At 69.6% G+C, this 24,800-nt stretch carries 28 protein-coding genes and 1 pseudogene; 21 read left to right on the plus strand and 8 right to left on the minus strand.

Annotated elements, in window-relative coordinates; genetic code table 11:
• The 8 genes and pseudogenes from AB0K12_RS35585 to AB0K12_RS35620 all read left to right on the plus strand — a co-directional run.
• Window positions 1–182: pseudogene (locus AB0K12_RS35585) on the plus strand (NADH-quinone oxidoreductase subunit H); the annotation flags it as partial.
• Complete coding sequence (gene nuoI / locus AB0K12_RS35590) at window positions 169–684, plus strand: NADH-quinone oxidoreductase subunit NuoI (protein ID WP_355419610.1); 516 nt, start codon at window positions 169–171, stop codon at window positions 682–684. The pseudogene AB0K12_RS35585 and the gene nuoI, both read left to right, overlap by 14 nt.
• Window positions 677–1,480, plus strand: a complete 804-nt coding sequence (locus tag AB0K12_RS35595) for an NADH-quinone oxidoreductase subunit J (protein WP_364571295.1) — start codon at window positions 677–679, stop codon at window positions 1,478–1,480. Before nuoI ends, AB0K12_RS35595 begins: the two co-directional genes overlap by 8 nt.
• Window positions 1,477–1,773 (plus strand): NADH-quinone oxidoreductase subunit NuoK, encoded by a 297-nt coding sequence (gene nuoK / locus AB0K12_RS35600; RefSeq protein ID WP_106246199.1) that lies wholly within the window; start codon window positions 1,477–1,479, stop codon window positions 1,771–1,773. Before AB0K12_RS35595 ends, nuoK begins: the two co-directional genes overlap by 4 nt.
• Window positions 1,774–1,846: 73 nt before the next feature.
• Window positions 1,847–3,697, plus strand: coding sequence for an NADH-quinone oxidoreductase subunit L (gene nuoL / locus AB0K12_RS35605; RefSeq protein WP_364571689.1), 1,851 nt, complete (start codon window positions 1,847–1,849; stop codon window positions 3,695–3,697).
• Complete coding sequence (locus AB0K12_RS35610; protein ID WP_345394376.1) at window positions 3,697–5,256, plus strand: NADH-quinone oxidoreductase subunit M; 1,560 nt, start codon at window positions 3,697–3,699, stop codon at window positions 5,254–5,256. Before nuoL ends, AB0K12_RS35610 begins: the two co-directional genes overlap by 1 nt.
• A complete protein-coding gene (nuoN, locus tag AB0K12_RS35615; protein ID WP_364571297.1) occupies window positions 5,253–6,845 on the plus strand; it encodes an NADH-quinone oxidoreductase subunit NuoN in 1,593 nt (530 codons plus the stop codon). The genes AB0K12_RS35610 and nuoN overlap by 4 nt, the downstream gene beginning before the upstream one ends.
• An 11-nt stretch (window positions 6,846–6,856) precedes the next feature.
• Window positions 6,857–7,846, plus strand: a complete 990-nt coding sequence (locus AB0K12_RS35620; protein WP_355419619.1) for a polyprenyl synthetase family protein — start codon at window positions 6,857–6,859, stop codon at window positions 7,844–7,846.
• Between the two features lie 4 nt (window positions 7,847–7,850).
• On the opposite strand, the gene rarD is transcribed toward AB0K12_RS35620, so the two are convergent.
• Entirely contained in the window at window positions 7,851–8,780 is a 930-nt protein-coding gene (rarD, locus tag AB0K12_RS35625; protein WP_364571300.1) for an EamA family transporter RarD, read from the minus strand.
• Between the two features lie 822 nt (window positions 8,781–9,602).
• Window positions 9,603–10,541: an NADP-dependent oxidoreductase gene (locus tag AB0K12_RS35630; protein ID WP_364571302.1), complete on the minus strand. Its 939-nt coding sequence runs from the start codon at window positions 10,539–10,541 to the stop codon at window positions 9,603–9,605.
• A 97-nt stretch (window positions 10,542–10,638) separates the two neighbouring features.
• On the opposite strand from AB0K12_RS35630, the gene AB0K12_RS35635 reads away from it, so the two are divergent.
• Both AB0K12_RS35635 and AB0K12_RS35640 read left to right on the plus strand, forming a co-directional pair.
• Window positions 10,639–11,211: a helix-turn-helix domain-containing protein gene (locus AB0K12_RS35635; protein ID WP_364571304.1), complete on the plus strand. Its 573-nt coding sequence runs from the start codon at window positions 10,639–10,641 to the stop codon at window positions 11,209–11,211.
• A 23-nt stretch (window positions 11,212–11,234) separates the two neighbouring features.
• Window positions 11,235–11,660: a hypothetical protein gene (locus AB0K12_RS35640; protein ID WP_364571306.1), complete on the plus strand. Its 426-nt coding sequence runs from the start codon at window positions 11,235–11,237 to the stop codon at window positions 11,658–11,660.
• 188 nt (window positions 11,661–11,848) lie between these two features.
• Here the strand turns inward: AB0K12_RS35640 and AB0K12_RS35645 are convergent, their stop codons facing one another.
• From AB0K12_RS35645 to AB0K12_RS35655, 3 genes are all read right to left on the minus strand, one after another.
• Complete coding sequence (locus AB0K12_RS35645) at window positions 11,849–12,685, minus strand: helix-turn-helix transcriptional regulator (protein WP_364571308.1); 837 nt, start codon at window positions 12,683–12,685, stop codon at window positions 11,849–11,851.
• Window positions 12,686–12,754: 69 nt separating this feature from the next.
• A complete protein-coding gene (locus AB0K12_RS35650; RefSeq protein ID WP_364571310.1) occupies window positions 12,755–13,138 on the minus strand; it encodes a hypothetical protein in 384 nt (127 codons plus the stop codon).
• A 71-nt stretch (window positions 13,139–13,209) separates the two neighbouring features.
• Window positions 13,210–14,061: an oxidoreductase gene (locus tag AB0K12_RS35655; RefSeq protein WP_364571312.1), complete on the minus strand. Its 852-nt coding sequence runs from the start codon at window positions 14,059–14,061 to the stop codon at window positions 13,210–13,212.
• 101 nt (window positions 14,062–14,162) lie between these two features.
• Between AB0K12_RS35655 and AB0K12_RS35660 the strand changes: the two genes are divergently transcribed.
• The 3 genes from AB0K12_RS35660 (at window position 14,163) to AB0K12_RS35670 (ending at window position 16,571) form a co-directional block, all read left to right on the plus strand.
• The gene (locus AB0K12_RS35660; RefSeq protein ID WP_364571691.1) at window positions 14,163–14,708 is read left to right on the plus strand and encodes a helix-turn-helix domain-containing protein; all 546 of its coding nucleotides are present in this window, start codon (window positions 14,163–14,165) and stop codon (window positions 14,706–14,708) included.
• 197 nt (window positions 14,709–14,905) lie between these two features.
• Complete coding sequence (locus tag AB0K12_RS35665) at window positions 14,906–16,030, plus strand: hypothetical protein (protein WP_364571314.1); 1,125 nt, start codon at window positions 14,906–14,908, stop codon at window positions 16,028–16,030.
• Window positions 16,031–16,151: 121 nt separating this feature from the next.
• Window positions 16,152–16,571 (plus strand): VOC family protein, encoded by a 420-nt coding sequence (locus tag AB0K12_RS35670; RefSeq protein WP_364571316.1) that lies wholly within the window; start codon window positions 16,152–16,154, stop codon window positions 16,569–16,571.
• On the opposite strand, the gene AB0K12_RS35675 is transcribed toward AB0K12_RS35670, so the two are convergent.
• The 3 genes from AB0K12_RS35675 to AB0K12_RS35685 are packed head-to-tail and all read right to left on the minus strand — an operon-like array spanning window position 16,516 to window position 18,477.
• On the minus strand, window positions 16,516–17,178 hold the full coding sequence (locus AB0K12_RS35675) for a TetR family transcriptional regulator (protein WP_364571318.1): 663 nt from the start codon (window positions 17,176–17,178) through the stop codon (window positions 16,516–16,518). The genes AB0K12_RS35670 and AB0K12_RS35675 overlap by 56 nt on opposite strands.
• 19 nt (window positions 17,179–17,197) lie before the next feature.
• Window positions 17,198–17,863 (minus strand): DUF4166 domain-containing protein, encoded by a 666-nt coding sequence (locus AB0K12_RS35680; RefSeq protein WP_364571320.1) that lies wholly within the window; start codon window positions 17,861–17,863, stop codon window positions 17,198–17,200.
• Complete coding sequence (locus AB0K12_RS35685; protein ID WP_364571322.1) at window positions 17,746–18,477, minus strand: hypothetical protein; 732 nt, start codon at window positions 18,475–18,477, stop codon at window positions 17,746–17,748. Before AB0K12_RS35685 ends, AB0K12_RS35680 begins: the two co-directional genes overlap by 118 nt.
• Window positions 18,478–18,584: 107 nt before the next feature.
• Between AB0K12_RS35685 and AB0K12_RS35690 the strand changes: the two genes are divergently transcribed.
• The 8 genes from AB0K12_RS35690 to AB0K12_RS35725 all read left to right on the plus strand — a co-directional run bounded on the left by AB0K12_RS35690 (window position 18,585) and on the right by AB0K12_RS35725 (window position 24,792).
• The gene (locus tag AB0K12_RS35690) at window positions 18,585–18,956 is read left to right on the plus strand and encodes an MmcQ/YjbR family DNA-binding protein (protein ID WP_364571325.1); all 372 of its coding nucleotides are present in this window, start codon (window positions 18,585–18,587) and stop codon (window positions 18,954–18,956) included.
• An 11-nt stretch (window positions 18,957–18,967) separates the two neighbouring features.
• Entirely contained in the window at window positions 18,968–19,570 is a 603-nt protein-coding gene (locus AB0K12_RS35695; protein WP_364571327.1) for a GNAT family protein, read from the plus strand.
• Window positions 19,571–19,639: 69 nt separating this feature from the next.
• Entirely contained in the window at window positions 19,640–20,017 is a 378-nt protein-coding gene (locus AB0K12_RS35700) for a hypothetical protein (protein ID WP_364571329.1), read from the plus strand.
• A 41-nt stretch (window positions 20,018–20,058) separates the two neighbouring features.
• On the plus strand, window positions 20,059–20,919 hold the full coding sequence (locus AB0K12_RS35705; protein WP_364571331.1) for an EamA family transporter: 861 nt from the start codon (window positions 20,059–20,061) through the stop codon (window positions 20,917–20,919).
• Window positions 20,916–21,539 (plus strand): GntR family transcriptional regulator, encoded by a 624-nt coding sequence (locus AB0K12_RS35710; RefSeq protein ID WP_364571333.1) that lies wholly within the window; start codon window positions 20,916–20,918, stop codon window positions 21,537–21,539. The genes AB0K12_RS35705 and AB0K12_RS35710 overlap by 4 nt, the downstream gene beginning before the upstream one ends.
• Before the next feature lie 80 nt (window positions 21,540–21,619).
• The gene (locus AB0K12_RS35715; protein ID WP_364571335.1) at window positions 21,620–21,970 is read left to right on the plus strand and encodes a hypothetical protein; all 351 of its coding nucleotides are present in this window, start codon (window positions 21,620–21,622) and stop codon (window positions 21,968–21,970) included.
• Between the two features lie 297 nt (window positions 21,971–22,267).
• The gene (locus AB0K12_RS35720) at window positions 22,268–23,722 is read left to right on the plus strand and encodes a sugar transferase (RefSeq protein WP_364571337.1); all 1,455 of its coding nucleotides are present in this window, start codon (window positions 22,268–22,270) and stop codon (window positions 23,720–23,722) included.
• Window positions 23,723–23,724: 2 nt separating this feature from the next.
• Window positions 23,725–24,792 carry a glucose-1-phosphate thymidylyltransferase gene (locus AB0K12_RS35725; RefSeq protein ID WP_364571340.1) on the plus strand — a complete coding sequence of 356 codons (1,068 nt, stop codon included), beginning with the start codon at window positions 23,725–23,727 and terminating at the stop codon, window positions 24,790–24,792.
• Window positions 24,793–24,800 lie beyond the last annotated feature (8 nt).

Genomic DNA, 24,800 nt, shown 5'->3' on the forward strand with positions numbered 1-24,800 from the left:
CCATCTGGATGCGGTTCGACACCGTCGGCCAGCGGCGCAAGGAGGCGAAGAAGGCGCAGGTGGAGGCCGAGTTCGAGGAACTGTCCGAGGAACCGACGGCCGGTGGCTTCCCTGTGCCGCCGCTCGACCTGCCGCACTACCACGGGGTGCAGCACAAGGAGATTCCCAGTGGGACTAACTGACTGGCTGAACCCCGTCAAAGGCTTCGGGGTCACCTTCCACACGATGTTCAAGAAGCCCGTCACGACGAACTACCCGGAGGAGAAGAAGCCGACGGCTCCTCGCTTCCACGGGCGTCACCAGCTCAACCGCTGGCCTGACGGGCTGGAGAAATGCGTCGGGTGCGAGCTGTGCGCCTGGGCGTGTCCGGCCGACGCCATCTACGTCGAAGGCGCGGACAACACCGAGGACGAGCGCTACTCGCCGGGCGAGCGTTACGGACGCACGTACCAGATCAACTATCTGCGGTGCATCCTGTGCGGCCTGTGCATCGAGGCGTGCCCGACGCGAGCGCTCACCATGACCAACGAGTACGAGCTCGCCGACTCCAGCCGCGAGAGCCTCATCTACACCAAGGAGATGCTGCTCGCGCCCCTCACGCAGGGCATGGAGCAGCCGCCGCACCCCATGCGGCTCGGTGAGACCGAAGAGGACTACTACCGGCTGGGGCGGACCAATGGGTGAGACCATCACTTTCTGGGTGCTGGCCGTCGTCTCCGTCGGCGCCGCACTCGGCATGGTCTTCAACCGCAAGGCCGTGTACTCCGCGCTGATGCTCGGCACCGTCATGCTCTGCCTGGCCGTCCTGTACGCCGTGCAGGACGCGCCGTTCCTGGCCGCGGTGCAGATCATCGTCTACACCGGCGCGATCATGATGCTGTTCCTGTTCACGCTCATGCTCGTCGGCGTGGACTCGTCCGACTCCTTCGTCGAGACGCTGAAGGGCCAGCGCTTCTGGGCGATCATCGCCGCCGTCGGCTTCTCGGTGCTGATCATCCTGGCCGTGGGCAACGCGATCTTCGCGCCCGAGGCCGGGCTCGCGGCGGCCACCCAGCAGGGCGGCTACATCCGCTCGATCGCGCTGCAGCTCTTCACCAAGTACGTGTTCCCGTTCGAGATCACCTCCGCGCTGCTGATCACCGCGGCGCTGGGCGCGATGGTGCTGGCGCACCGCGAGCGGGTCACCAAGAAGGCGACCCAGAAGGACCTGTCCCGGGCCCGCTTCCAGGGCGACCGCCCGTCGCCGCTGCCCGGCCCCGGCACCTACGCCAGGAACAACGCCATCGACATGCCGGCGCTGCTGCCCGACGGGTCGGTGGCCGAGTCCTCGGTCAACCGCTACATCGCCCGCTACGACGTGGAGCACGACCGCCTGCCGGACAATCCCAAGCTGGCCGAGGCGATCAAGCACACGGCCGAGGAGGGCACCGCGCCGACCGAGGCCGAGCAGGACGCCGAGAGCAATGAGGTGACCAAGTGACGACCCACTACCTCGTCCTGTCCGGCCTGCTGTTCGCGATCGGCGCCATGGGCGTGCTGATCAGGCGCAACGCCATCGTGGTGTTCATGTGCGTCGAGCTCATGCTCAACGCCTGCAACCTCGCGTTCGTGACGTTCGCCCGGCAGGTGGGCAACCTGGAGGGCCAGATCATCGCGTTCTTCGTGATGGTGGTGGCCGCGGCCGAGGTCGTCGTCGGCCTGGCCATCATCGTGACGATCTTCCGAACCCGCAGGTCCGCGTCCGTCGACGACGCCAACCTGCTGAAGTACTAAGAGGTGACTGGTGGAATCTCAACTCGCTGAGATCGTCCAGCACACCGGTGGAGTGATCGGCAACGCCTGGCTGATGATCGCGTTCCCGCTCGTGGGCGCGTTCATCCTGCTGGTGTTCAACCGGTTCACCGACCGTTGGGGCCATCTGCTGGGCGTGGCCATGTCCCTCGCCTCGTTCGTCGTGGCGGTGCTGGCGTTCTTCGAGCTGATCGGGTTCGGGGCGGAGGAGCGCCGCCGGGCGGTGCACCTGTACGAGTTCATCCCCGGCATGGTCGACATGGGGCTGCTCATCGACCCCCTGTCCATCAGCTTCGCGCTGCTGATCACCGGTGTGGGCTCGCTGATCCACATCTACTCGATCGGCTACATGGCGCATGACGAGCACCGGCGCAGGTTCTTCTCCTACCTGAACCTGTTCGTGGCCGCGATGCTGCTGCTGGTGCTGGCCGACAACTACGTCGGGCTGTTCATCGGCTGGGAGGGCGTCGGTCTGGCGTCGTACCTGCTGATCGGGTTCTGGCAGTTCAAGCCGTCCGCGGCGACCGCGGCGAAGAAGGCGTTCGTCGTCAACCGCGTCGGTGACTTCGGCCTGCTGGTCGGCATGTTCGTCATCTGGACCACGTTCGGCACCCTGACCTTCCAGGGGCTGGGCGAGCAGATCCAGCCCGGCCAGACCAACGGCACGATGCTCGCCATCGGCCTGCTGCTGCTCCTCGGCGCCTGTGGTAAGTCCGCGCAGCTGCCGCTGCAGTCCTGGCTCCTCGACGCCATGGAGGGCCCGACCCCGGTCTCGGCCCTCATCCACGCCGCGACCATGGTCACCGCCGGTGTCTACCTGGTGGTCCGCTCGGGGGCGTTCTTCTTCCCCGAAGGCTCGGGCGCCGCGCTCGCCGCCGCCATCGTCGGCGCGGTCACGCTGCTCGCCGGTGCGATCATCGGTTGCGCGAAGGACGACATCAAGAAGGGCCTGGCCGGCTCGACGATGTCGCAGATCGGCTACATGATGCTCGGCGCGGGCCTCGGCCCCGCGGGCTACGCCTTCGCGATCGGCCACCTGATCACGCACGGCTTCTTCAAGGCCGATATGTTCCTCGGCGCCGGCTCGGTCATGCACGGCATGAACGACGAGGTCGACATGAGGAAGTACGGCGCCCTGCGCAAGGCCATGCCGATCACGTTCGTCACGTTCTTCATCGGCTACCTGGCGATCATCGGTTTCCCGCTGCTGTCCGGCTACTTCACCAAGGACGGCATCATCGAGACCGCGGTGCACCACCAGCCGATCCTCGGCTGGCTGGCCGTGCTCGGCGCCGGCGTCACCGGCTTCTACATGTCGCGGATGGTCTTCATGACCTTCTTCGGCGAGAAGCGCTGGGACAAGGAGGCGCACCCGCACGAGTCGCCGCTCGTGATGACGGTGCCGCTGATGATCCTCTCGCTCGGCGCGCTCGGCCTCGGTGCCTACCTGGTGCTGGGCGGCACGCTGTACAAGTTCCTGATCCCGGCGGTCGGTGGCAGCCTCGACACGGTGCCGGAGTTCGCGCCGTTCAGCACGCCAGGGCTCGTCACGCTCGCGCTCGTCGCGGTCGGCGTCGTGTTCGCCTGGCTGCGTTACGGCCGGGTCGAGGTGCCGTCGGTGCAGCCGCGCGGCAACTTCCTCACCACGTTCGCCCGGCGCGACCTGTACGGTGACGCGCTCAACGAGTCGCTCTTCATGCGGCCCGGCCAGTGGCTGACCCGCCTCGCGGTGTTCTTCGACAACCGCGGCATCGACGGGATCGTCAACGGCCTGGCGGCGGGCATCGGCGGCAGCTCCGGGCGCCTTCGGCGGATCCAGACGGGCTTCGCCAGAACGTACGCGCTGTCCATCCTGATCGGTGCCGCCCTGCTGACCGGCGCCCTGCTCCTCGTTGGGAACATCTGATGTCACCCTGGCTTCCGATACTCATGGCGGTGCCCGTGGTGGGCGCCGTCGTGGTGGCCCTGCTTCCCAAGGGCAGTGACAAGCTGGCCAAGCAGGTCACCCTGCTGTTCTCGCTGGCGACGCTGGTCCTGACCGGCGTCATGGCCGCCGGGTTCGACCCCGACGGCGACCGCTTCCAGTTCACCGCCGCCTACAACTGGATCCCGAGCTTCGGCGTGAAGTTCGGGGTCGGCGTGGACGGCGTCGCGCTCGTGCTCATCGCGCTGTCGGTGGTGCTGGTGCCCATCGTGGTGCTGGCCTCCTGGCACGACGCCGACGGCGTGAAGACCGCCGACGGCACGGTGATCGCGCCCAAGCGCTCGGTGAAGACGTACTTCTCCCTGCTGCTGGTGCTGGAGACGATGATGATCGGCGTCTTCGCGGCGACCGACATCTTCCTGTTCTACGTCTTCTTCGAAGCCATGCTGATCCCGATGTACTTCATGATCGGCTCGTACGGCGGCGCCCAGCGGTCCTACGCGGCCGTCAAGTTCCTGCTGTACTCGCTCTTCGGCGGCCTGCTCATGCTGGTCGCGGTCATCGGCCTCTATGTCGTCGCCGGCAAGCAGTCCTTCATGTTCCCCGAGCTCGTCGGGGCCATCCAGGACCCCGCCATGCAGAAGTGGCTGTTCGGCGGCTTCTTCATCGCCTTCGCCATCAAGGCGCCGCTCTGGCCGGTGCACACCTGGCTGCCCGACGCGGCCGCCCAGGCTCCGGCCGGCGCCGCGGTGCTGCTGGTGGGCGTGCTGGACAAGGTCGGCACGTTCGGGATGCTGCGCTTCTGCCTGGAGCTGTTCCCCGACGCGGCCAAGGCGTTCACGATGCCGATCGTCGTGCTGGCGGTCATCAGCATCATCTACGGCGCCATCGTCGCCATCGGCCAGACCGACATGAAGCGGCTCATCGCGTACACGTCGATCTCGCACTTCGGGTTCATCGTGCTCGGGGTGTTCGCCATGTCGGACGTCGCCCAGTCCGGCGCGGCGCTCTACATGGTCAACCACGGCTTCGCCACGGGCGCGCTGTTCCTGGCGGCCGGGTTCCTCATCGCGCGGCGCGGCTCGCCGTTCATCGGGGACTACGGAGGCGTGCAGAAGGTCGCCCCGCTGCTCGCGGGCTTCTTCCTGATCGCCGGTCTGGCCGGTCTCTCGCTGCCGGGCCTGTCGTCCTTCGTCAGCGAGTTCATGGTCATGATCGGCACGTACTCCAGCCAGGCCCACGGGTCCGGCGCGCTGACGGTGGCGGCGATCGTCTCCGCGGTCGCGGTGATCCTCGCGGCCGTCTACATCCTGTGGATGGTCCAGCGGACCATGAACGGGCCGACGGCCGAGCCGGTCAAGGCGTTCAAGGACCTGAACGCCCGCGAGGTCTGGGTGCTGGCTCCGCTGGTCGCCCTGATCATCGGGTTCGGCTTCTTCCCCAAGCCGCTGCTTGACGTGATCAACCCGTCAGTGCAACAGACGCTGACCAACGTGAAGGTACCCACCTCCACCGTCGCTGAGAAGGGGACAGGCCAGTGAACCCCGCCATCGAAGCGCCGACGATCGAGTACGGCACGCTGGCGCCGCTGCTGGTCGTCTTCGGCGCGGCCTGCATCGGCGTGCTCGTCGAGGCGTTCGCGCCGCGTTACCTGCGCAAGTCCATCCATGTGCCGCTCACGCTGCTGAGCCTGGCCGGCGCGTTCGCGCTGGTGCTGGTGCAGACGCTGCGCGGCCAGGTGTCCTCCACGCCGGCCGCCATGGGCGCGCTCGCCGTGGACGGCCCGTCGCTGTTCATCTGGGGCGTCATCCTCGTCCTGTCGTTCGTCTGTGTGCTGCTCATCAACGACGAGGGTCACTTCGTGGCCTCCGCCGCGGCCGTGCCGGGCAGCGCCGACGAGGAGGAGGCCGAGGCCCACGACAACGGCACCGGCCACACCGAGGTCTACCCGCTGGTCCTGTTCGCGGTGGGCGGCATGCTGCTGTTCCCCGCCTCGCACGACCTGCTGATGATGTTCGTGGCCCTCGAGGTCATGTCGCTGCCGCTCTACCTGCTGTGCGGCCTGGCCCGCAGGCGGCGCCTCCTCTCGCAGGAGGCGTCCATGAAGTACTTCCTGCTGGGCGCGTTCTCCTCGGCCTTCTTCCTGTACGGCACCGCGATGATCTACGGCTTCGCGGGCACCGTCTCGCTGCCGGGCATCAACCAGGCCATGGCCGCGGGCAACTCGCTCGACCCGCTGCTGCTCATCGGGTTCGCGCTGCTCGGCGTGGGCCTGCTGTTCAAGATCGGCGCGGCGCCGTTCCAGGCCTGGAAGCCGGACGTCTACCAGGGCGCCCCGACGCCCATCACCGCCCTCATGGCCTCCGGCACCCTCGTCGCGGCCGTCGGGGCCGTGCTGCGGGTCTTCTGGGTCGGCCTGGGCAACCTCGACTGGGAGTGGCGGCCGGTCATCTGGGGCGTCGCGGCGCTCACGATGATCGTCGGCTCGATCCTGGCGATCACGCAGACCGAGATCAAGCGCATGCTGGCGTACTCGTCCATCGCGCACGCCGGCTTCCTGCTGGTCGGTGTGATGGCCACGTTCGGCGACGCGCGGCAGAACGCCGACTCGCTGAAGGCGATCCTGTTCTACCTCGCGGTCTACGGCATCACCACGGTCGGCGCGTTCGCCGTGCTGACCCTCGTCCGCGACCCGGGCGGCGAGGCGGGGCACCTGTCCCGCTGGGCCGGTCTCGGCAAGCGGGCGCCGGTCCTGTCGGGCGTGTTCGCCTTCTTCCTGCTCGCTTTCGCCGGCATCCCGCTGACGAGCGGCTTCTTCGGCAAGTACGCCGTCTTCGCCGCCGCGCTGAACAGCGGCACGCAGCCCGGCGACTCCATGGGCGGCTGGATGGCCGGCCTGGTCGTCGTCGGCGTGATCGCCTCCGCGATCGCCGCGTTCTTCTACGTCCGCGTCATCGTGCTGATGTTCTTCAGCGAGCCGGCCGCCGACGGCCCGGCGGTCGCGGTGCCCAGTATGGGGACCGTGGCCGTCATCGCCGTTTCGCTGCTGGTTACGGTAGGGGTGGGGCTCTATCCGGAGTCCGTGCTCGGTGTTGCCAACGACGCTGCTAGCAGCCTGTTCATCAGATAAGGGGATCTCGTATGTCCGCGCCTCCCGTGGTTGACCTTCCCATCGAGGACGAGCGGTTGGCGCAGGACGTGGCCAACGGACTGGCCGCGGTCGAGAAGCTCCTGCGCTCGTCCGTCGAGAGCGAGAACGCCTTCGTCACGGAGGCGTCCAAGCACCTCATCGAGGCGGGCGGCAAGCGGTTCCGTACGTTGATGGTGCTGCTGGCCGCCCAGTTCGGCGACCCGTCGGCGCCGGGTGTGGTGCCCGGCGCCGTGGTCATCGAGCTGACCCACCTCGGCTCGCTCTACCACGACGACGTCATGGACGAGGCCCCGGTGCGCCGGGGCTCCCCGTCCGCCAACGCCCGGTGGGACAACACCGTGGCGATCCTCACCGGCGACTACCTGTTCGCGCAGGCCTCGGACCTGCTCGCCGACCTCGGTCCCGAGCTGATCCGCATCCAGGCGCAGACGTTCTCGCGGCTCGTGCAGGGCCAGATCAGGGAGACGATCGGCCCGCGCGCCGACGAGGACCCGATCGCCCACTACCTGAGCGTCCTGTCCGACAAGACCGGCTCGCTGATCGCGGCCTCGGGCCGCTTCGGCGCGCTGCTGTCGGGCGCCCCGGCCGACGTGGAGGAGCGGCTCAGCCGCGCCTGCGAGGCCATCGGCGTGGCCTGGCAGCTCGGCGACGACCTGCTCGACGTGGCCTCCTCGGGCGCGCAGTCGGGCAAGACGCCCGGCACGGACCTCAAGGAGGGCGTCAAGACCCTCCCCGTCCTGTACGCGCTCGCCGCCGGTGACCACCCCCGCCTGACGGCGCTGCTGTCCGGCCCGGTCGCCGATGAGGACCTGGAGGAGGCCCTGACCCTGCTCCGCGCCCACCCCGGCATGGAGCGGGCGCGGGCGGAGCTGGTGGCCTGGGTGGATCGCGCCCGGGCCGACATCTCGGGCCTGCCCGACATCCCGGCCAAGGACGCGTTCCTCGCGCTCTGCGACTACGTGGTCGAGCGCTCCGGCTGAGCGACTACGTGGCTGAGCGCTCCGGCTGAGCCCTGAGCGCCGCGACGCGGCTCCGGGCGGTCTGACGTGCCGCCCGGAGACTGTCGTACGAGAAGAGCGCCAGCGCCAGCCAGACGATCGAGAAGCCGATCCAGCGGCTGGGCGGCATGGTCTCCTTGGCGATGAGCACGCCGCAGGCGAACTGCAGGATCGGCGCGATGTACTGCAGCAGCCCGATCGTGCTCAGCGGCACCCTGATCGCCGCCGCGCCGAAGCAGATGAGCGGCACCGCCGTGATGAGGCCCCCCGCGACCAGCAGCAGCGCGTGCCCCGCGCCCTCCTGGCCGAACGTGGCCGTCCCCGTCGTCTGCAGCCAGGCCAGGTAGGCGAGGGCCGGCAGGAGCAGCACCAGGGTCTCGATGGCCAGGCTCTCGGTGGCCTCGACGTTGGCCCGCTTCTTGACCAGGCCGTAGATGCCGAAGCTGAACGCCAGCGTCAGCGCCACCCACGGCAGCCGCCCGTAGTCGAGCGTCAGCACCAGCACCGCCAGCGCGCCGAACCCGACCGCCGCCCACTGCAGCGGACGCAGCCGCTCGCGCAGCAGCGCCACCCCGAACAGCACGTTGACCAGCGGGTTGATGAAGTAGCCGAGGGCGCTTTCGACGACGTGGCCGCTGTTGACCGCGTAGATGTAGGTGCCCCAGTTGACGGTCACGAAGATCGCGGCCAGCGTCAGCAGTCCGAGCTTGGCGGGCTGCCTGAACAGCTGTTTCACCCACGACCAGTGCCGGCGTACGGCCAGCGCCACGGCCACCACGACCAGTGACCACACCATGCGGTGGGCGAGGATCTCGATGGCGCCGGAGGGCTTGAGCAGCGGCCAGTAGAGGGGGAACAGGCCCCACATGGTGTAAGCGGCGATCCCGTAGAAGATGCCACGCCGGGAGTCAGGCATGTACTCCAGTTTCGGGCATTACCACCTTTCAATACAAATTTGATCTTCTTGGAGTGAATATGTAGAGATGCTTAATTGTCGGGCGCCGCCAGGGCTACGACTGCGGCACCTAGTACCGCTCTGCCTTCCACTACCACTTGCCGGAGCTGCGAGCGGCGGTGGAGGAGTCGCGGGATGCGTACCAGCGCGTGCTGAAAACCGCCGGCTACGGCGCCATCACCACCCAGCTCGCCCCGTCGGCCCTTTCGGCTTCGGTGGCATGGTCATCAGCGTAGAAGGCGGTGCTGGTCCTGCACCGTTCTCATCCTGCTCGATGAGCGGAAAAGCGACATAAGAGACAACTTGGACATGATCCATAGTTGATGCGTATGCCGGAGTGTCGGCGTGTTCTTGCGAACGCCCGTGATCCTTCGTGCATCGGCGAGATGTGCTGGTGGTCCTCCTGTCTTGCGGCCGAACCGCCTCCCATCTGAAGCCACACAGGCGGGGAAGCCGAAAGGGCAGGCCGCTCGACATGGTGGTCCTGCTCTCCGCGTGGGACGTACTGTTCTGCCCTCAGGCTTCCACTGGGACGTCTCCTCATCTGAGCAGGTGACGATCCATTCGCCGACTGCGGTGTGGAAGCTGAAAGGGCGGGACGCTTACCTGAACATATATCCAGATGGATACATCAGAGCTACCAAGCGAAGCCCTGGGGCAATGAAAGTGTGGCCCAAAGAGGGTAGAAAATAAAATACCCCAGCGCTGCCGGGGCATTTTTGTCGAGGTCTGAATCCTACTCAGGATTCCACGGTGAGCTCGTCTGTCCGCTGCTGGCGTGGTTCAGAGGGTGATGACGATCTTGCCGTGTACGTGGCGGGCGGCCTGGAGTTCCGTCGCCTCGCGGATCTTGTCCACGGGGAACGTCGCTGCGATGGGTACCCGGATCTTGCCTGTTGCGACCAGGCGGGCGAGCTCCGCCAGGTCGCCGGGGGCGGCGGTGGCGCCGTTGGCGGCTGGTACGCCCTCTACCTGGGCGGCGATGGTGCAGATGCGGTTGTCCGGGACGCCGAGTTTTCTGGCGGTCTCCACCGTCTCCGTTCCGTGCAGGTCCAGGGCGGCGGTGATGCCGTCGGGGGCGAGGGCTTGGACTCGGTCGGCCAGGCCGTCCCCGTACGCCACCGGCTCGGCGCCCAGGTCGCGGAGGAAGCCGGCTGAGGTCGTGGAGCCCGTACCGATGACGCGTGCTCCTGTGAGCCGGGCCAGTTGCACGGCGAAGACCCCGACCCCGCCCCCCGCGCCGCCGATGAGCACGGTGTCGCCTGGACCGAGGTCGGCCACCCCGACGGCGGCCAGGGCCGTGCGGCCGGCGATCGTGAGGGCGGCGGCGGTGAGGTCGTCGATGCCGTCCGGGGTGTGGTGGGCCTCGTTCGCCGCGTTCCCGTCGGCCGGGTCGATCATCACGTAGTCGGCGACCGCGCGGGACAGAGCGCCGCCGAACACCCGGTCGCCGGGCGCGTAGCCGGTCACCCCGTCGCCGACCTGGTCGACCACTCCCGCGTAGTCCGTACCGAATCCGGCCGGGAGGGTCAGGCCGAACCGGGCGGCGGTGTCGGCGTCGGCGGTCATGATCCAGTCCATGGGGTTCAGGCCGGCCGCGGTGACTCGTACGCGGATCTGTCCAGGGCCGACCTCCGGAACGGGGACCTCACGGACGTCCAGGACCTCGGGGCCGCCCCACGCGTCGAGCCGGACCGCCCTGCCCTTCTGCTGTTCCTGCATGTGCACCTGTCTCCTTGGGGATCGAGGGAACGCGTTGAAACGGACTATGCTCCGTTTATTGACTCGACAGTAACACACAACCGGAGCGTGATCCGTTTTGACTGAGGCTGAGATGCGCGCGCCGCGGGCGGATGCGGCCCGCAACCGCGACCAGCTGCTCGCGGTGGCGACCCGCATGTTCATGTCGGCCGAGGCCGAGCCGTCGATGCGGGCGATCGCGCGCGAGGCCGGCGTCGGCATCGCCACGCTCTACCGGCACTTCCCGACCCGTGAGTCGCTGGTCGACGCGGTCTACCGGGACCAGGTCGTACGGCTGACGTCCGGCGCCCGCGAGCTGCTCGACCGCATGCCTCCGGCGGAGGCGATGCGGCGCTGGATGGACCTGTTCGGGGACTGGATCGCGGCCAAGAACGGCATGATCGACACACTGGTCGCGATGATCGAGTCGGGCGAGATCGCCCATGCGCGGACCCGGGGCGAGCTGCTGGCGGCCATCACCACGATCCTGGACGCGGGGCGCGCGGCCGGCGACCTCCGCTCCGACGTCACCGCCGAAGACGTCGCCGACTCCCTCATCGGCGTCTTCACCGTGGCGCCCAGGCGCGAACACGACGCCAAGGCCGCCCGCCTCCTGAACCTCCTGATGGACGGCCTCCGCCCCGTCGCCTGAGCCCCGAACGGACGGTAGGGCTGATGCGCTTTTTCTGGTGGGTGGTGGTGCCGGTGCTGGCCGGGCTCGTTCTGTTCGCCGCCGTACGCGAGGTGGTCCCCGCGTACACCGCGCAGTTCGGCACCGGAATCCCCGGCACTTTCACCGCCACCGAACGCAAATGCGGTGGGCGCAGTTGCAGCTGGCGGGGGAATTTCGTCTCTGACGACGGCTCAGTCGTCAGGCGTGGGATCGGTCTGACGCCGGGCGTGGAGCCGGCCCGGGTGGGGGATCGGGTGCCGGCGATAGAGGCGGGCAACCGGTACAACGTCTATCCACGGGACGGCTCCACGGACTGGTTCCTCATCACCTTGCTCGGCGCGGTCAGCGCGGGCGTGCTCGCCGCTTGGGGCATCGGAGTGGTACGCGCGATTCGCCGATCGGTGGGCTGGGGTTCGTCTGGATCCTGAGTCGGAGGGCTTGCCGCTCTTGACCTTCAAGAGGCGGTCGGCGTGTGGGCTGAGTACCGATCCAAGCCTCAGTAGCTTGCGCATCCTGGTTTCAGCTCAAGGCTTCGTCGGTCCATTCGGCGACCTCGTACGTTTCGTACGCCGCCAGCTCGCCGGGCTTGTGGAAACGGTCGGGCCCGGAATATCTATCAATGCCGGGCGGTGAGTTCCTGGGTGCCGATGACGGACAGCAGAGCTAGGCGCTCGGCGTCCTCCGTTCCCGGTTCGGCGGTGTAGACCATGACGCGCAGGTCCTCGCCGGCCACCACCAGCACGTCGCAGTCGAGCGTCATGGCGCCCACGTGCGGGTGGTCGATGGTCTTGCGGGCTGATTGGTGGCGGCCCACCGCGCCGGACGTCCAGAGGGTTTCGAACTCCGGGCTTTCGATGCGGAGGCGGCCTATGAGGTGGTGCAGGTGGCGGTCGGCGGGGTAACGGGCGGCGGTTCTGCGCAGATCGGCTACCTGGGCGGCGCGGAGGGCGCCGAGTGAGTCCGGGGTGTGGCGGACGCGGGTGCCGGCGCCGAGGAAGTTGCGCCAGACGGCGTTGAGGTCGTCGCCCTGCCAGTCGCCCATCAGCGCCGTGTAGAGGGGGTTGGCCAGGAGCTGGGTCCAGGCGGCGTCGAAGACCGCGACGGGCGTGCCGGTGAGGCGGTCCAGCATGCGGTGGACGCTCGGCGGGATGTACGCGGGGACCGTCGCAGCGCCGGGGGCGGCGAGGCCGGCGAGCTGGTAGAGGTGGGCGCGGGCGTCGCTGGTGAGGCGCAGGGCGCGGGCGAGCGCCTCGACGACCTGGGCGGAGGGGTGGGTGGCGCGGCCCTGTTCGAGGCGGGTGAGGTAGTCGACGGAGATGCCCGCCAGCTGCGACAGCTCCTCCCGCCGCAGCCCGGCGGCCCGCCGGCGACCGCCCGCGCGCAGGCCCGCCGCCTCCGGCGAGACCCGGTCATGCCAGTGCCGCAGCGCCGCACCGAGTTCTGTGGCTGCCATAACGGACAGTGTGCATCATCTCGTACGAACCGGTCCTGGCCCTGGCAGTCCTATGACCTGTCAGCGGCGTCACCGGCGATGGGGGTCGGCGTAAGGGCTCGTCGACTGGCGTACGGACTCGACGACGGGCCGCATGGCCGGTCCGGCCACGTAGTGACGACCTCGTGCCTGCCCCTGCGGCATCAGCCACTTGAGCCGGCACATCTCGCCACCCGCGTCGGAGAGCGCCGGCACGTAGGTCATCGCTCGCCGGTGGCTCTCGACCTCGCGCACCGTGGCGTCGCCGGTCTCCAGCGGGGTCTCCCCGGCCATGAGCGCCTCGACGTCGTCGACGGACGTCGCGTACCCCTCGATGGTGTTCGAGCCGACGATGGCCCTGGCTGTGAGACTGCGGCGCGACTGCTTCGTCCACCGCTCCTGAGGGCGGAGGTGCATGCGGAGCTCGTGTCGCATCTGCTCACATCATGAGTCATGCAGTCAAACGTGCCATGTCGATGGTTCGCCGTGACGGGATCGGCTCAAAGTCACTCGCCGGGTGGGAAGGCGGTGGCGAGGGTGAGGTGGCGCCAGCGGGCTGCTTCCTCGGCCCGGGCGCGGGACGACTGGTCGGCGAGGGTCAGGGCGTCCTCGCCCATGAGGAGGCGTAGCGGGAGGTCGTCCAGGGTGACGACGTCGAGGAGGACGCGGGCGGCGCGGGCCGGGTCGCCGGGGGCCGAGCGGTCGAAGCCGGCGCGGCGGTAGTTCATGGCGCCGACGGTCTGCTCGTAGTCGGGGCCGACCTGCGGGATGTGCATGGACGAGCCGGCCCAGTCCGTACGGAACGCGCCGGGCTCGACGATGGTGACCTTGACGCCGAACGGCTTGACCTCGTTGTTGAGCACCTCGGAGAAGCCTTCGACGGCGAACTTGGCCGACTGGTACGCCGCCAGCCCGGGCGAGCCGCCCACCCGGCCCCCGATCGAGGAGAACTGGATGAAGTGGCCCGAGCGCTGGGCGCGCAGGACGGGCAGGGCGGCCTTGGTGACGTTGACGACGCCGTAGAAGTTGGTCTCGACCTGGGCGCGGAAGTCGTCGTCAGGGGTCTCCTCGATGGGTGAGGAGTTGGCGTAGCCGGCGTTGTTGACGACGACGTCGAGCCGGCCGAACGCGGTGACCGCCTCCTGGACGGCGGCGCGGGCGGCGGCGGCGTCGGTGACGTCGAGGGCGAAGGTGCGGGCGCGGTCGCCGTACCGCTGGACGAGGTCGTCGAGCCGGTGCGGGTCGCGGGCGGTGGCGAGCACGTGGTCGCCGCGCTCCAGCGCGGCCTCGGCGAGGGCGCGGCCGAAGCCGCGCGAGCTGCCGGTGATGAGCCAGGTGGTGGTCATGGTGGTCCTCACGAAATAAGTGTCACTCTTCTGTGGCAGTAAGTTAGGTATATGCCACGCATGTGCGTCTGTCAAAGAGGGATGTGTCACAGTGCGCGTAGACTGATCAGGTGATGAGAGCCGACGCCGCGCGTAACCTGAGGGCGGTCCTGCGTACGGGCGCTCGCCTGCTGGCCGAGGACCCGGCGACGAGCATGAGCGCCATCGCCGCCGCGGCCGGGGTCGATCGCAGGACCGTCTACCGCCGCTTCCCCACCCGTGAGGCGCTGCTCGCCGCCGTCTTCCAGACCAAGCTCGACGGCTCGGAGCGGGTGCTCGACGAGGCCAGGCTGGTGGAGGCGCCCGTGGCGGTGGCGCTGCACCGCTACGTCGAGGGCATCATCCCGGTCAGCAGGGAGTGGCCGGTGGACGTGCGGCGGATGATGCGCGCCGACCCGACGGCCGACGTGCGCCGGAACGAGCAGAGCGGGCGGCTCGACCGGTTCGTGCGGCGGGCCGCCGACGAGGGGCTGATCCGCGGCGACGTGCCGGTGGCGTGGGCCCGCGCGATGCTGGACGACCTCGTCGACACCGCCGCCCACCGCTTCCCCGACCTCGACCCGCCGCAGGCCGCCGACCTGGTCGTGCGGAGCTGGCTCGGCGGCGTCGGCCACGGCTGATCCGTTCACAACGGGAGAGCACGGCTGATCCGCTCGCGACGGGAGGGCACGGCTGATCCGCTCGCGACGGGAGGGCACGGCTGATCCGCTCACAGCGCGAGAGGCGGATTTGTGCGTCTCTACCTGGGGAAATCACGGATTGCGGGCGGGAAAGCGATCACCGTAAGGTGAGGCGTCCCGACCCGAGCGGAGTGGTGATGCGCGAGCCGGAGCCGACGGCGGCTGATCAGTGGTCCACCTGGCCGACCGAGCCCGAGCCGCCGCGCTGCTGGCCGGGGCTCGGCGACGAGCATCGCGGTGACGGGTTCCACATCGACCGCAAGGGCGTCAAGAGCGTCGCGGGGCAGATCGTCGGCCTGTCGTTCGGCATGCGGCGCTTCGACGGGGTCCAGGACGCCGGCCCCGGAGTCCCCGAGGGCGAGTGGCTGCTGCCGTACCACCTCGGCCTGATGCTCTCCTCCGCCGCGCACGCCGTGGACGTGTTCTGGCGGGACCTGCACGCCGAGGTCGGCGTGGCCGGCCTGCTGATCGAGCGGGCGTCCTCCCGCTACGACCTCGCCGACGACCCCAAGCTCGGCGACGTCCCCGACTCCACTCTGAAGGAGCGGCTGCCGATCACGGGCGACCGCAACCACCTGAGCGACCTCTACCCGAACGGCAGCATCGACCTGAAGCTGCCCGGCACGTCGTACGACGTCGGCCACCTGACGGCAAGCCAGGCGCAGTGGAGCGTGTCCACCCTGCCCAGCGCCGCGGGCGCGGCCGGCATGATCTTCGGGCGGATGCCGGAGCCGCTGGTCGACGTGGCCAACCTGCTGCTCCGCCGGGCCCAGGACCTGCGCGACGCCCCCTGGTACGGCGCCGCCGCCGACCGGGCGCAGGGCGTGCTGCGGCAGATCTACGCCAACGCCACGGCGCTGGCCGCCGTCTCCGGCCGGCTGGACGCCGCGGCCCGCTCGTTCGTGGAGATCAGCGACTGGTGCAGGAAGAACTTCGAGCGGGTGGCCGACCCCGATCGCGGCGTCCTGCACGAGACCTTCGACTTCGGCGGCACGCCGGACAGCCGGGCCAGAGACTTCCTCGCGCGGGCGAACAGCGCGTACATGGAGGTCTACGACAGCATGCCCAAGCGGATCGCCGAGGACCTCCCGGGGCTCCAGGTGACCGACCGGGACGTGGGCGCGGAGGGCAGGAGGTTTCTCGAACTGCGGCTCCGTGCCGAGGAGAGCCTGGCCGACAACCTGGCGGACGGCCCGCAGTGGTGGGTGGACCACGAGGAGGTCTTCGAGGGGCGCCGGCAGGCGGAGAAGGAGTACGGCTGAGCAGGCGTCGTGAAATCGGACACCGAATGGACCGCCGCTTTCCGGCCGGTGTCCATCGGCACCGGCAGGTGGACACGGCGAAACGAAGAAAGGATATTGGAAGGAAAGCGGAGGTGTTTTCATGCGCGTACGCCTTGACCATCTCGTCTGCTGGGTCTCCGATCAGCTCGTCTCGCTCCATTTCTACGAGCACGTGATCGGACTGCCCGGGGTGCGGGCCGAGGAGTTCCGTGAGGGGAAGGCACCGTTTCCCAGCGTGCGGATCACGCCGACGTGCATCCTCGACCTGATGTCCTTCGAGGTGACGCGGGGCGTGGACGAGGGCACCGGGGTGCACGGCAGCGCCGGGCACCAGATCAACCATTTCTGCCTGGCGTTCGGAAAAGAGGATTTCGACGCCCTCAAGCTACGCCTCAAGAAACACCGGGTGGAGATCACCGGCACCGGCACGAACTCGTTCGGTGCGCAGGGCATCGCGCCGGAGACTATCTATTTCCCTGATCCCGACGGGAACGTGATCGAGGCCCGATACTACGAGTGAGCCTGGCGCGTACGGCGCGGCGCGCGACGGGGCCCATGTCCTCCAGGGCCGTCACCAGCACCGCCAGCTGTTCGAGCGCGTCGAGCGCCTGCGCCGCGCCGTCGCCGTCGACGCCCTCGTAGAGCTCAAGCCCCACGAACGCCGCCGCCGTGGCCTTGGCCAGCCCCGCGACGTCCACGAACTCGGCCAGCGGCGAGTTCGTCAGCACCCGCGCGAGCGCCTGCTCGACCTCGGCGATCCACAGGTTGAGCCCGGCGACCACGGCGGGCGCCAGCTTCTCGTCGGTCTGGCTGCCGGCGAGGAGCTGCGCCAGCGCCGCCACGTTGCCCTCGGCGGCCTCTTCCGCGTGCACCTCGCGGCCGAGGTCGAGCAGCTCGCGCAGGGTGGTGACGGCGGCGAAGCGGTCGCGGTAGCGCTCGACGCGGCGGGTCGAGCCGTGGGCGCAGGCGGCCGACAGGAGCTGGTCGACGCTGCCGAAATGGTAGAAGACCAGGGCCTGGTTGACGCCCGCCGCGGCGGCGATGGCGCGTGCCGACGCGCCGGACATGCCGGACGTGCTGAGCGTCTCCAGCGCCGCTTCGAGCAGCTTCGTACGTGTGTCGGCCACCGCTCCCACTCCGTGCCGGTCAACGACGGGCGTCCTCCCGTCTGGGCCTCACGCTAGCGGGAACACCGTGCTCCGCGACGTCCACGTACGAGACGGTGAAGCTGCCCCAGTAGCCGAAGACGCGGCCGAGCCACGGGTTCGACACGGTCACCGCGATCCTGAACCGCTCGGCCTGCTCGTCGTAGTGCTCGGTGACCACGGCGGCGCCGGTGGCGGCGGCGGGCAGCGGCAGCGCGAGCGGGCCGAGCAGGCGCTGGCGGCCCGAGCGGATGACCAGGCCGCCCCGGTCGTCCACGGAGAGCGCCAGGGGGACGGCGAGGTGCTGGTGGGTGCCCAGGTAGTCGACGATCTCCCCTTGGACGGGGTCGTAGATCATGGTGGCGTCGAAGCGGCTGCTGGGGAAGGTGCGGACGAAGGTGACGGTCTCGCGGCCGTAGGAGTCGGCGTACGGGTAGTTCTCGATGGTGAACGGCAGGTTCGTGCCGGTGTCGGTGGCGAGGATGTTGCGGCGGCGGCCCAGGGAGAGGAACGGGCGGACGGCGGGGCCCGCGTTCCAGACCCGGTTCATCACGCCGGTGCCGACGCAGGCCTCTCCTGAGTCGAGTCCGACGCCGAAGCGGCGCTGGAGCTGAGGGTGGAGGCGGTCGAAGCGGGCGCCGAGCGCGCGCTGGAAGATCGAGGGCATGGCGGCTCCTGACGTTCGGGGCGGTGACGGTGGTGGTGGCGGACGCAGCGGCGGGCGGCGGGGGTGCCGGGGAGCGGCGGCCAGAGCAGGGCGGCGATGAGCACGGTCAGGGCCGCCCAGAGGGGGAGCGCGCAGCCGGCCGCGACGACGGCGGACGCGCGGACGGCGACCTCCCCGAGCGCCCGCCGCAGCAGGCGCTCCGGGCTGACGCCGGTCTCCAGCCACAGGCGCAGCCGGTCGAAGGACCAGGCGGTGGCCCACCACATGAGGCGGCGGGGCAGCAGGCGGGGGCGGTAGTCGTAGGAGGTGAGGAAGCGCGTGCCGGCCGGGGTGGGCAGGTAGCGCCAGTAGCCGGCGCCTGAGCGGATCGGCGACAGCGGGTGGGTGGAGCCGAAGCGCAGCGCCGACGTACGGGTGCCGTCGGCGGCGTGCCGGTCGCCCGAGGCGATGGCCGTTCCGCTGATGCCCAGCGTCGAATAGCGCAGGCGGCCGGAGCCGAGCGCGGTGATGCGGCCGAAGCGCAGGTCCCAGCGCTGGTGCAGCTCCAGGCTCTGGGTGGCCTGCCAGATCCGGTCGATGTCGGCGCTGATCAGGGTCTCGACGTAGAGGGGCATGGCGCACGTCCCGGTGTTTTTGAGCGACTGCTTAAGGCGACCGTACGACGATTTGAGCGATCGCTCAAGTGCTCGGAAGTGTCGGACTCGTCTGGTACACAGGCGGCATGGGTGTGACCGTGGATGAGTTCCTTGAGCTGCTGGACGAGTTGCCCGAGGTGCGCACGAACCATGCGGGCGAGTGGATCGGCCTCAAGGTGCGCGGCAAGGGCTTCGGCTACCTGTGGGAGGCCACCGAGACCGTCGGGCTCAAGGCGACCATCGAGGAGCAGATCGCGCTGGTCAACGAGCGGCCCGAGGTGTTCGAGGTGCAGTTCACCGCCGGGCGGTTCGGCTGGGTCGTGGTGCACCTCGACAAGATCGACATCGACGAGCTGCTTGAGCTGGTGGCCGAGGCGTGGTGCCTGACCGCGCCCAAGCAGCTCGTGGCCGACTTCGAGGCGAACCACCCGATCGGGCAACGGGTGCAATCCGGGTAATCTCGGGCAGCGTGACCTTCGTGAACGTCCGCCTGCGCGCGTGGCGCGACGACGACGCCCCCGCGGTGCTGCGTGCCTTCCAGGCCCCCGACCTGCGCCCGCAGGCTCCCTGGCCGATCGTCACGCTCACCGACGCCCGCGGGTGGATCGCCTCGTGGGAGGGGGTCGGTCACGCCTTCGCCATCGTGGAGCAGGGCGTCGGAGTGAGTGTCGGGGTGGGTGTCGGCCAGGAGGGTGCGCGAGGCGCCCCAGCGGACGACTCGGCGGACGGCGCGGGGGAGCGGGTCGTCGGAAACGTGGCGGTGACCAGGATCGACGATCACCGTAACGGCTGGGTGTCCTACTGGGTCGTGCCCGAGGCCAGGGGGCGCGGGGTCGCGGTGGCGGGCGTCGAGCTGCTCGCGCGGTGGGCGTTCGAGGAGCGCGGGCTGTTCCGCTTGGAGCTGGGCCACCGCACCACCAACGCGGCCTCGTGCCGGGTCGCCACCAAGGCCGGCTTCCTGCCTGAGGGCGTCGAGCGCGGCAAGCTCGTCCATGAGGGCGTGCGCTACGACGTCGAACGGCACGCCCGCCTGGCCACCGACCCCGCTCTGTCACGCTCGCTTGGTCACTGACCCACTCTGGCACGCCCCCGCTGGCCCCTCGCCTGGTCACGCAGGGGTGTCCTGAACTAACCTTTTCGGGTGGACAGCGAGAGTCTGGCCGCAGCCGGGCTGCTGGCGGCCCTTGGTCGGGCGTCGGAGATTCTCGCCGAGTTACGCCACCCGTTCGTGCGCAGCGCCCCCTTCTCCTACTTCTTCCCGCCCGCGGGCGCCCGCGTCGGCACCGCGCTCACCCTGCCCGACGGCCGCGAGCTGCGCTTCGAGGTGTCGATCCGGGCGGCGGGCGGCGCCTTCCACGTCGAAGGCGGGGTCGCGGCCGAGGACGAGGGGCTGCTGACGCTGCCGCGCAAGAGCGTGCCGGGCATCCACGACGGTCTCGCCGTCTTCGAGGACTACGCGGGGGAGGTGGCGGCGCCGGCGTCGCGGTTCATCGAGCAGCTGCTGGAGGAAATTGTCTGACAACTAGACGCTGACTGTCTTATTGTCTGACAATGTTCGCCATGAGAACCGGACCATTCGCCGTGGTCGGCGCCGCCGTGCTCTGGGGCACCGCGGGCACCGCAGGACTGCTCGTCTCCGCCGACTCCGTCGCCCTGGCCGCCGCCCGCCTGATCATCGGCGGCGCCGCGCTCGCGCTCGCGGCGGGAGCCGGCCTGCGGCGCGTGCTCAGGCCGGGGCTGCTGCTGGGGGCCGTGGCGGTGGCGGCGTACCAGCTGTGCTTCTTCGCGGCCGTGGGCCGCACCGGCGTCGCCATCGGCACGGTCGTCGCCATCGGCAGCGGCCCCGTCTTCACCGGGCTGCTGTCGTGGATCCTGCACGGGCGGCGCCCGACCGGCCGGTGGACGGTCGCGACCACGGCGGCCATCTGCGGCTGCGCGGCGCTCATCGCGGGCGGTGGCGCCCAGGCGGGGGCGCAGGTGGTCGCCGGCGTCCTGCTCGCGCTGCTGGGCGGCCTGCTGTACGCCTTCTACGCGGTCACCGCGGCCCGCGCGATCGACCAGGGCCACGAGTCGAACGCCGTGATGGGGCTGATGTTCGGCGGTGCCGCGCTGCTCATGCTGCCGGTGCTCGCGCTGAGCGGCGTCGGCTGGCTGGCCGAGCCGCGCGCGCTGCTCGCCGTGCTCTACCTCGGCCTCGGTACCACGGCGCTGTCCTACTTCCTGTACGGCCGCGGCCTGCGCACCACCCCGGTCGCCACGGCCGCCACCCTGGCCCTGGCCGAGCCGGCCGTGGCCGCGCTGCTCGGCCTGGTGGTGCTGGGCGAGCGGCTGGCCCCGGTGTCGATCGCCGGGCTGGTGCTGCTGGGGCTGAGTCTCGTGGCGGTGGCCGTACCGGAAAGGGAGCTAGAGTCGCAGCCGTGACGTTGCCGCTCAGACCCGTCTCCACCGTCGGCGCGCTCGCCGACGCCCTGCGCAGCAGGGTGTTGTCGGGTGAGATCCCGCCCGGCACCACGCTGCCCGAGCAGGAGATCGCCGCCTCCTACGGCGTCGCCAGGCCGACCGTGCGCGAGGCGCTGGCGAGGCTGGTGCACGAGGGGCTGCTGCGCCGCGAACGCCACCGCAGCGCCTATGTCCCGGAAGTGACGCTTTCGGACCTGGAAGACCTCATGTACGTCCGCCGCCCCCTGGAGGACCTCATGGCCGGCGCGCTGGCCGGCCGGAGGGTCCCAGGCGCGCAGGCCGCGCTCGACAGGATGGCCGCCCTGCCCGCCGACGCGCCGTGGTCGGAGGCGGTGGCCGAGCACATGGCCCTGCACGAGGCGCTCATCGAGGCGGTCGGCAGCCCGCGGCTGGAGCGGCTCTACGGCGCGCTCGCGGCCGAGACCCGGCTCGGGCTGGTCCGGCTGCGCGCCGTCTACAAGGACCGTGACGTGCTCGTGGACGAGCACCGCGAGCTGCTCGACGCCATCGCGAACGGCCCCGCGGAGGCGGCGCGGGCGGCGGTGGCGGCGCATCTCAGCCACTCCTGGGGCGGTGACTGATCTTCCGTGTGGTGCTCGCATCGGCACCTTTGAGTGCGAACCCTTGCGGGAGTGGCCCGTAACTCGCAAGAATCGCGGCCATGCACGGCAATCCGATGCCGGACTCCTACGTGTATGTCACGGAAGAGGGCGTCACTCGTCACTATGCGGACGGTAGCGTCGAGGCCCTCGCCTGGGAGGACGTGGTGGAGGTCCGTGTCGTCACCGAAGCCGGCGAAGACGTCCTCTACATCCTGCTCGACCGCGAGGGGGAGGGCTGCGTCGTGCCGCGCTCGGCCACGGACGCCACGTTTCTCGCCCGCCTGCGTTACCTGCCGGATTTCGACGTCGACCGGCTGACGCTGGCCGCCGACTCGGCGCACGACGGGGTGGTGGTGGTCTGGCGCAGCCCGGATCCGCCGTCGGCGCTGCCTGACCTCGAATACGACTAGGACGCCGTTTCGCGCGGCCGGGCGCTTGCGTCCGCGTAGCCGCATCCCATAACGGAAATCGACCGAAATTCCCTGGCAAAACTCCTGCCGACTCTTGCCACTTATGGACCGTTCCGTCAACCCCTGGGCCGGTCTATCAATCGTCCGATTGTGGACATATGTCGTTATTCCCCAGCTCGGAACGGATCTTTACTCTTTAGTGGGGGCCGCCGCCCTTTGTTCACGTGGGACTTGTCAACCCATGTGGTGCAAGGAACGTCAAGTTATCGCGGTGAACGGAGTTGACAGGGTGGTGCTATGAGGGTGGGGACTGGGGAGTCCGCTGTCGTGCTCCTCGAGGCCGTACCGCGCCGCGCGTCGAGCATCTGGACGCGTGCGTACTTACGGCTCCTGCTGTACGGCGACACGACCTGCGTACTCCTGGCATGCGTGTGCGTGCTGGGCATCAGGTTGCTCGCCGGGTCGTACATTCCGGTGGCCGAGTTCCTGCTGGGAGCCGGCCTCGTCATCGCCTGGCCGATGGCGCTGATGCTGGGCGGTGCCTACCGCCAGCGCGCCAACGGGGAGGGCACCGAGGAGTTCAAAGCGGTTTTCAACGGCGGAGCCGGGCTGATGGCCGCCGTCGCGATCATGGCGTACGCCACGCAGACCGCCATCGCCCGCAGCTTCGTGATGGCGATGCTGCCGCTGGCGCTGCTGGCCACGCTGTTCTACCGCTACCGGATGCGCAAGCGCCTGCACCGCAGGCGAGCGGCGGGCGAGTACCTGCGCCAGGTGATCGCGGTCGGGCACCGGGAGTCGATACTCGACCTGGTCATGCAGTTCAGGCGGCAGCCGTACCACGGGATGCGGGTCGTGGGGGCCTGCCTGCCCGATCACGCGCCCGACCTGGACCTCGACGGCATCCCGGTGCTGGGCACGTTCGCCGACGTGGCGCGCGTGGTCGAGCGGGAGGGGGCCGACGCCGTGGCCGTGCTGGCCTGTCCCGAGCTGGACGGGGCGGCGCTGCGCCGGCTGGCGTGGAGCCTGGAGAGCGCGCGTACGGACCTGTTCGTCGCGCCGGCCCTGCTCGACGTGGCAGGGCCGCGCATCAGCATCAGGCCGGTAGCCGGAATGCCACTGCTTCACGTGGAACATCCCGAGTTCGACGGCACGCGGCAGTTCGTGAAGAGCGTCTTCGACCGCGTGGTCGCCGGGCTCGCGCTCCTGCTGTTCGCGCTGCCGCTGCTGGGGATCGCGCTGCTGATCCGCGCGACCAGCGACGGCTCCGCGCTGTTCCACCAGACCAGGATCGGCCGGGGCGGCAGGGAGTTCCGCCTGGTCAAGTTCAGGACGATGGTCGTGGACGCGGAGAAGCTCAAGGGCACGCTGCTGGAGGCGAACGAGTTCGACGGCGTGCTGTTCAAGATAAGGAACGATCCAAGGATCACGCGAGTAGGCGCTTTCCTGCGGAAATACTCCCTCGACGAGCTGCCGCAGCTGCTGAATGTCCTGCGCGGCGAGATGTCCCTGGTCGGCCCGCGCCCGCCGCTGCCGGAGGAGGTCGGCAAGTACGGCACCGACGTGCACCGCCGCCTCGCCGTCAAGCCGGGCATGACCGGCCTGTGGCAGGTCAGCGGCCGCTCCGACCTGACCTGGGAGGAGTCCGTACGCCTCGATCTGCGTTATGTGGAGAACTGGTCGCTCATCCTCGACCTGCAGATCCTGTGGAAGACCTGGTCGGTCGTCACCCGCGGAGAAGGGGCTTACTAGCGGTGAAAGCACTCGTGCTCGCCGGAGGGTCGGGCACCCGGCTGAGACCCATCACGCACACCTCGGCCAAGCAGCTGGTCCCCGTCGCCAACAAGCCGGTGCTCTTCTACGGCCTGGAGGCGATCGCCGAGGCCGGCATCACGGAGCTGGGGCTGGTCGTCGGCGACACGCACGCGGAGATCGAGGCGGCGGTCGGCGACGGGTCGGCGTTCGGGCTGCGGGCGACGTACCTGCGGCAGGAGGCGCCGCTCGGGCTGGCGCACGGCGTGCTGATCGCCAGGGAGTTCCTGGGCGACGAGGACTTCGTCATGTACCTCGGCGACAACTTCATCGTCGGCGGCATCAGCGAGCTGGTGGGCCGCTTCGCGCGGGAACGTCCGGCCGCGCAGATCATGCTCACCAAGGTCGCCGATCCGCGCCAGTTCGGGGTGGCCGAGCTGGACGCCGAAGGCCGGGTGATCGGGCTGGAGGAGAAGCCCGAGCGGCCCAAGAGCGACCTGGCCCTGGTCGGCGTCTACCTGTTCAGCCCGGCCGTGCACGACGCGGTCGCCGAGCTGAAGCCGTCGTGGCGGGGCGAGCTGGAGATCACCGACGCCATCCAGTGGCTCATCGAGGCGGGGCTGCGGGTGGAGTCCTCGCTCGTCTCCGGATACTGGAAGGACACCGGAAACGTCACCGACATGCTGGAGGTCAACCGGCTCGTGCTGGAATCGGTCGAGCGCAGCGTCGGAGGGCGGGTGGACGCCGGCAGCGAGCTGATCGGCCGGGTGGTCGTCGAACCCGGCGCGGTGGTCGAAAGCTCGCGGGTGGTCGGCCCCGCCATCATCGGCGCGGGCGCGCTCGTCCGCGACAGCTACGTCGGGCCGTTCACCTCCATCGGCGCCGCCTGCACGGTCACCGGCAGCGAGATCGAATACTCGATCGTGCTGCCGCGAGCGTCGATCGCCGGGGTCGGTCGCATCGAGGCATCGCTGATCGGCCACGACGTCGAGGTCACCCCGGCGCCCAACACGCCAAGAGCCCACCGCCTCGTGCTGGGCGATCACAGCAAGGTACAGATCAGTTCCTGACATCCTCC

It is taken from the genome of Nonomuraea sp. NPDC049419 (assembly GCF_040676995.1).
In the GTDB taxonomy this organism is placed as follows: domain Bacteria; phylum Actinomycetota; class Actinomycetes; order Streptosporangiales; family Streptosporangiaceae; genus Nonomuraea; species Nonomuraea salmonea.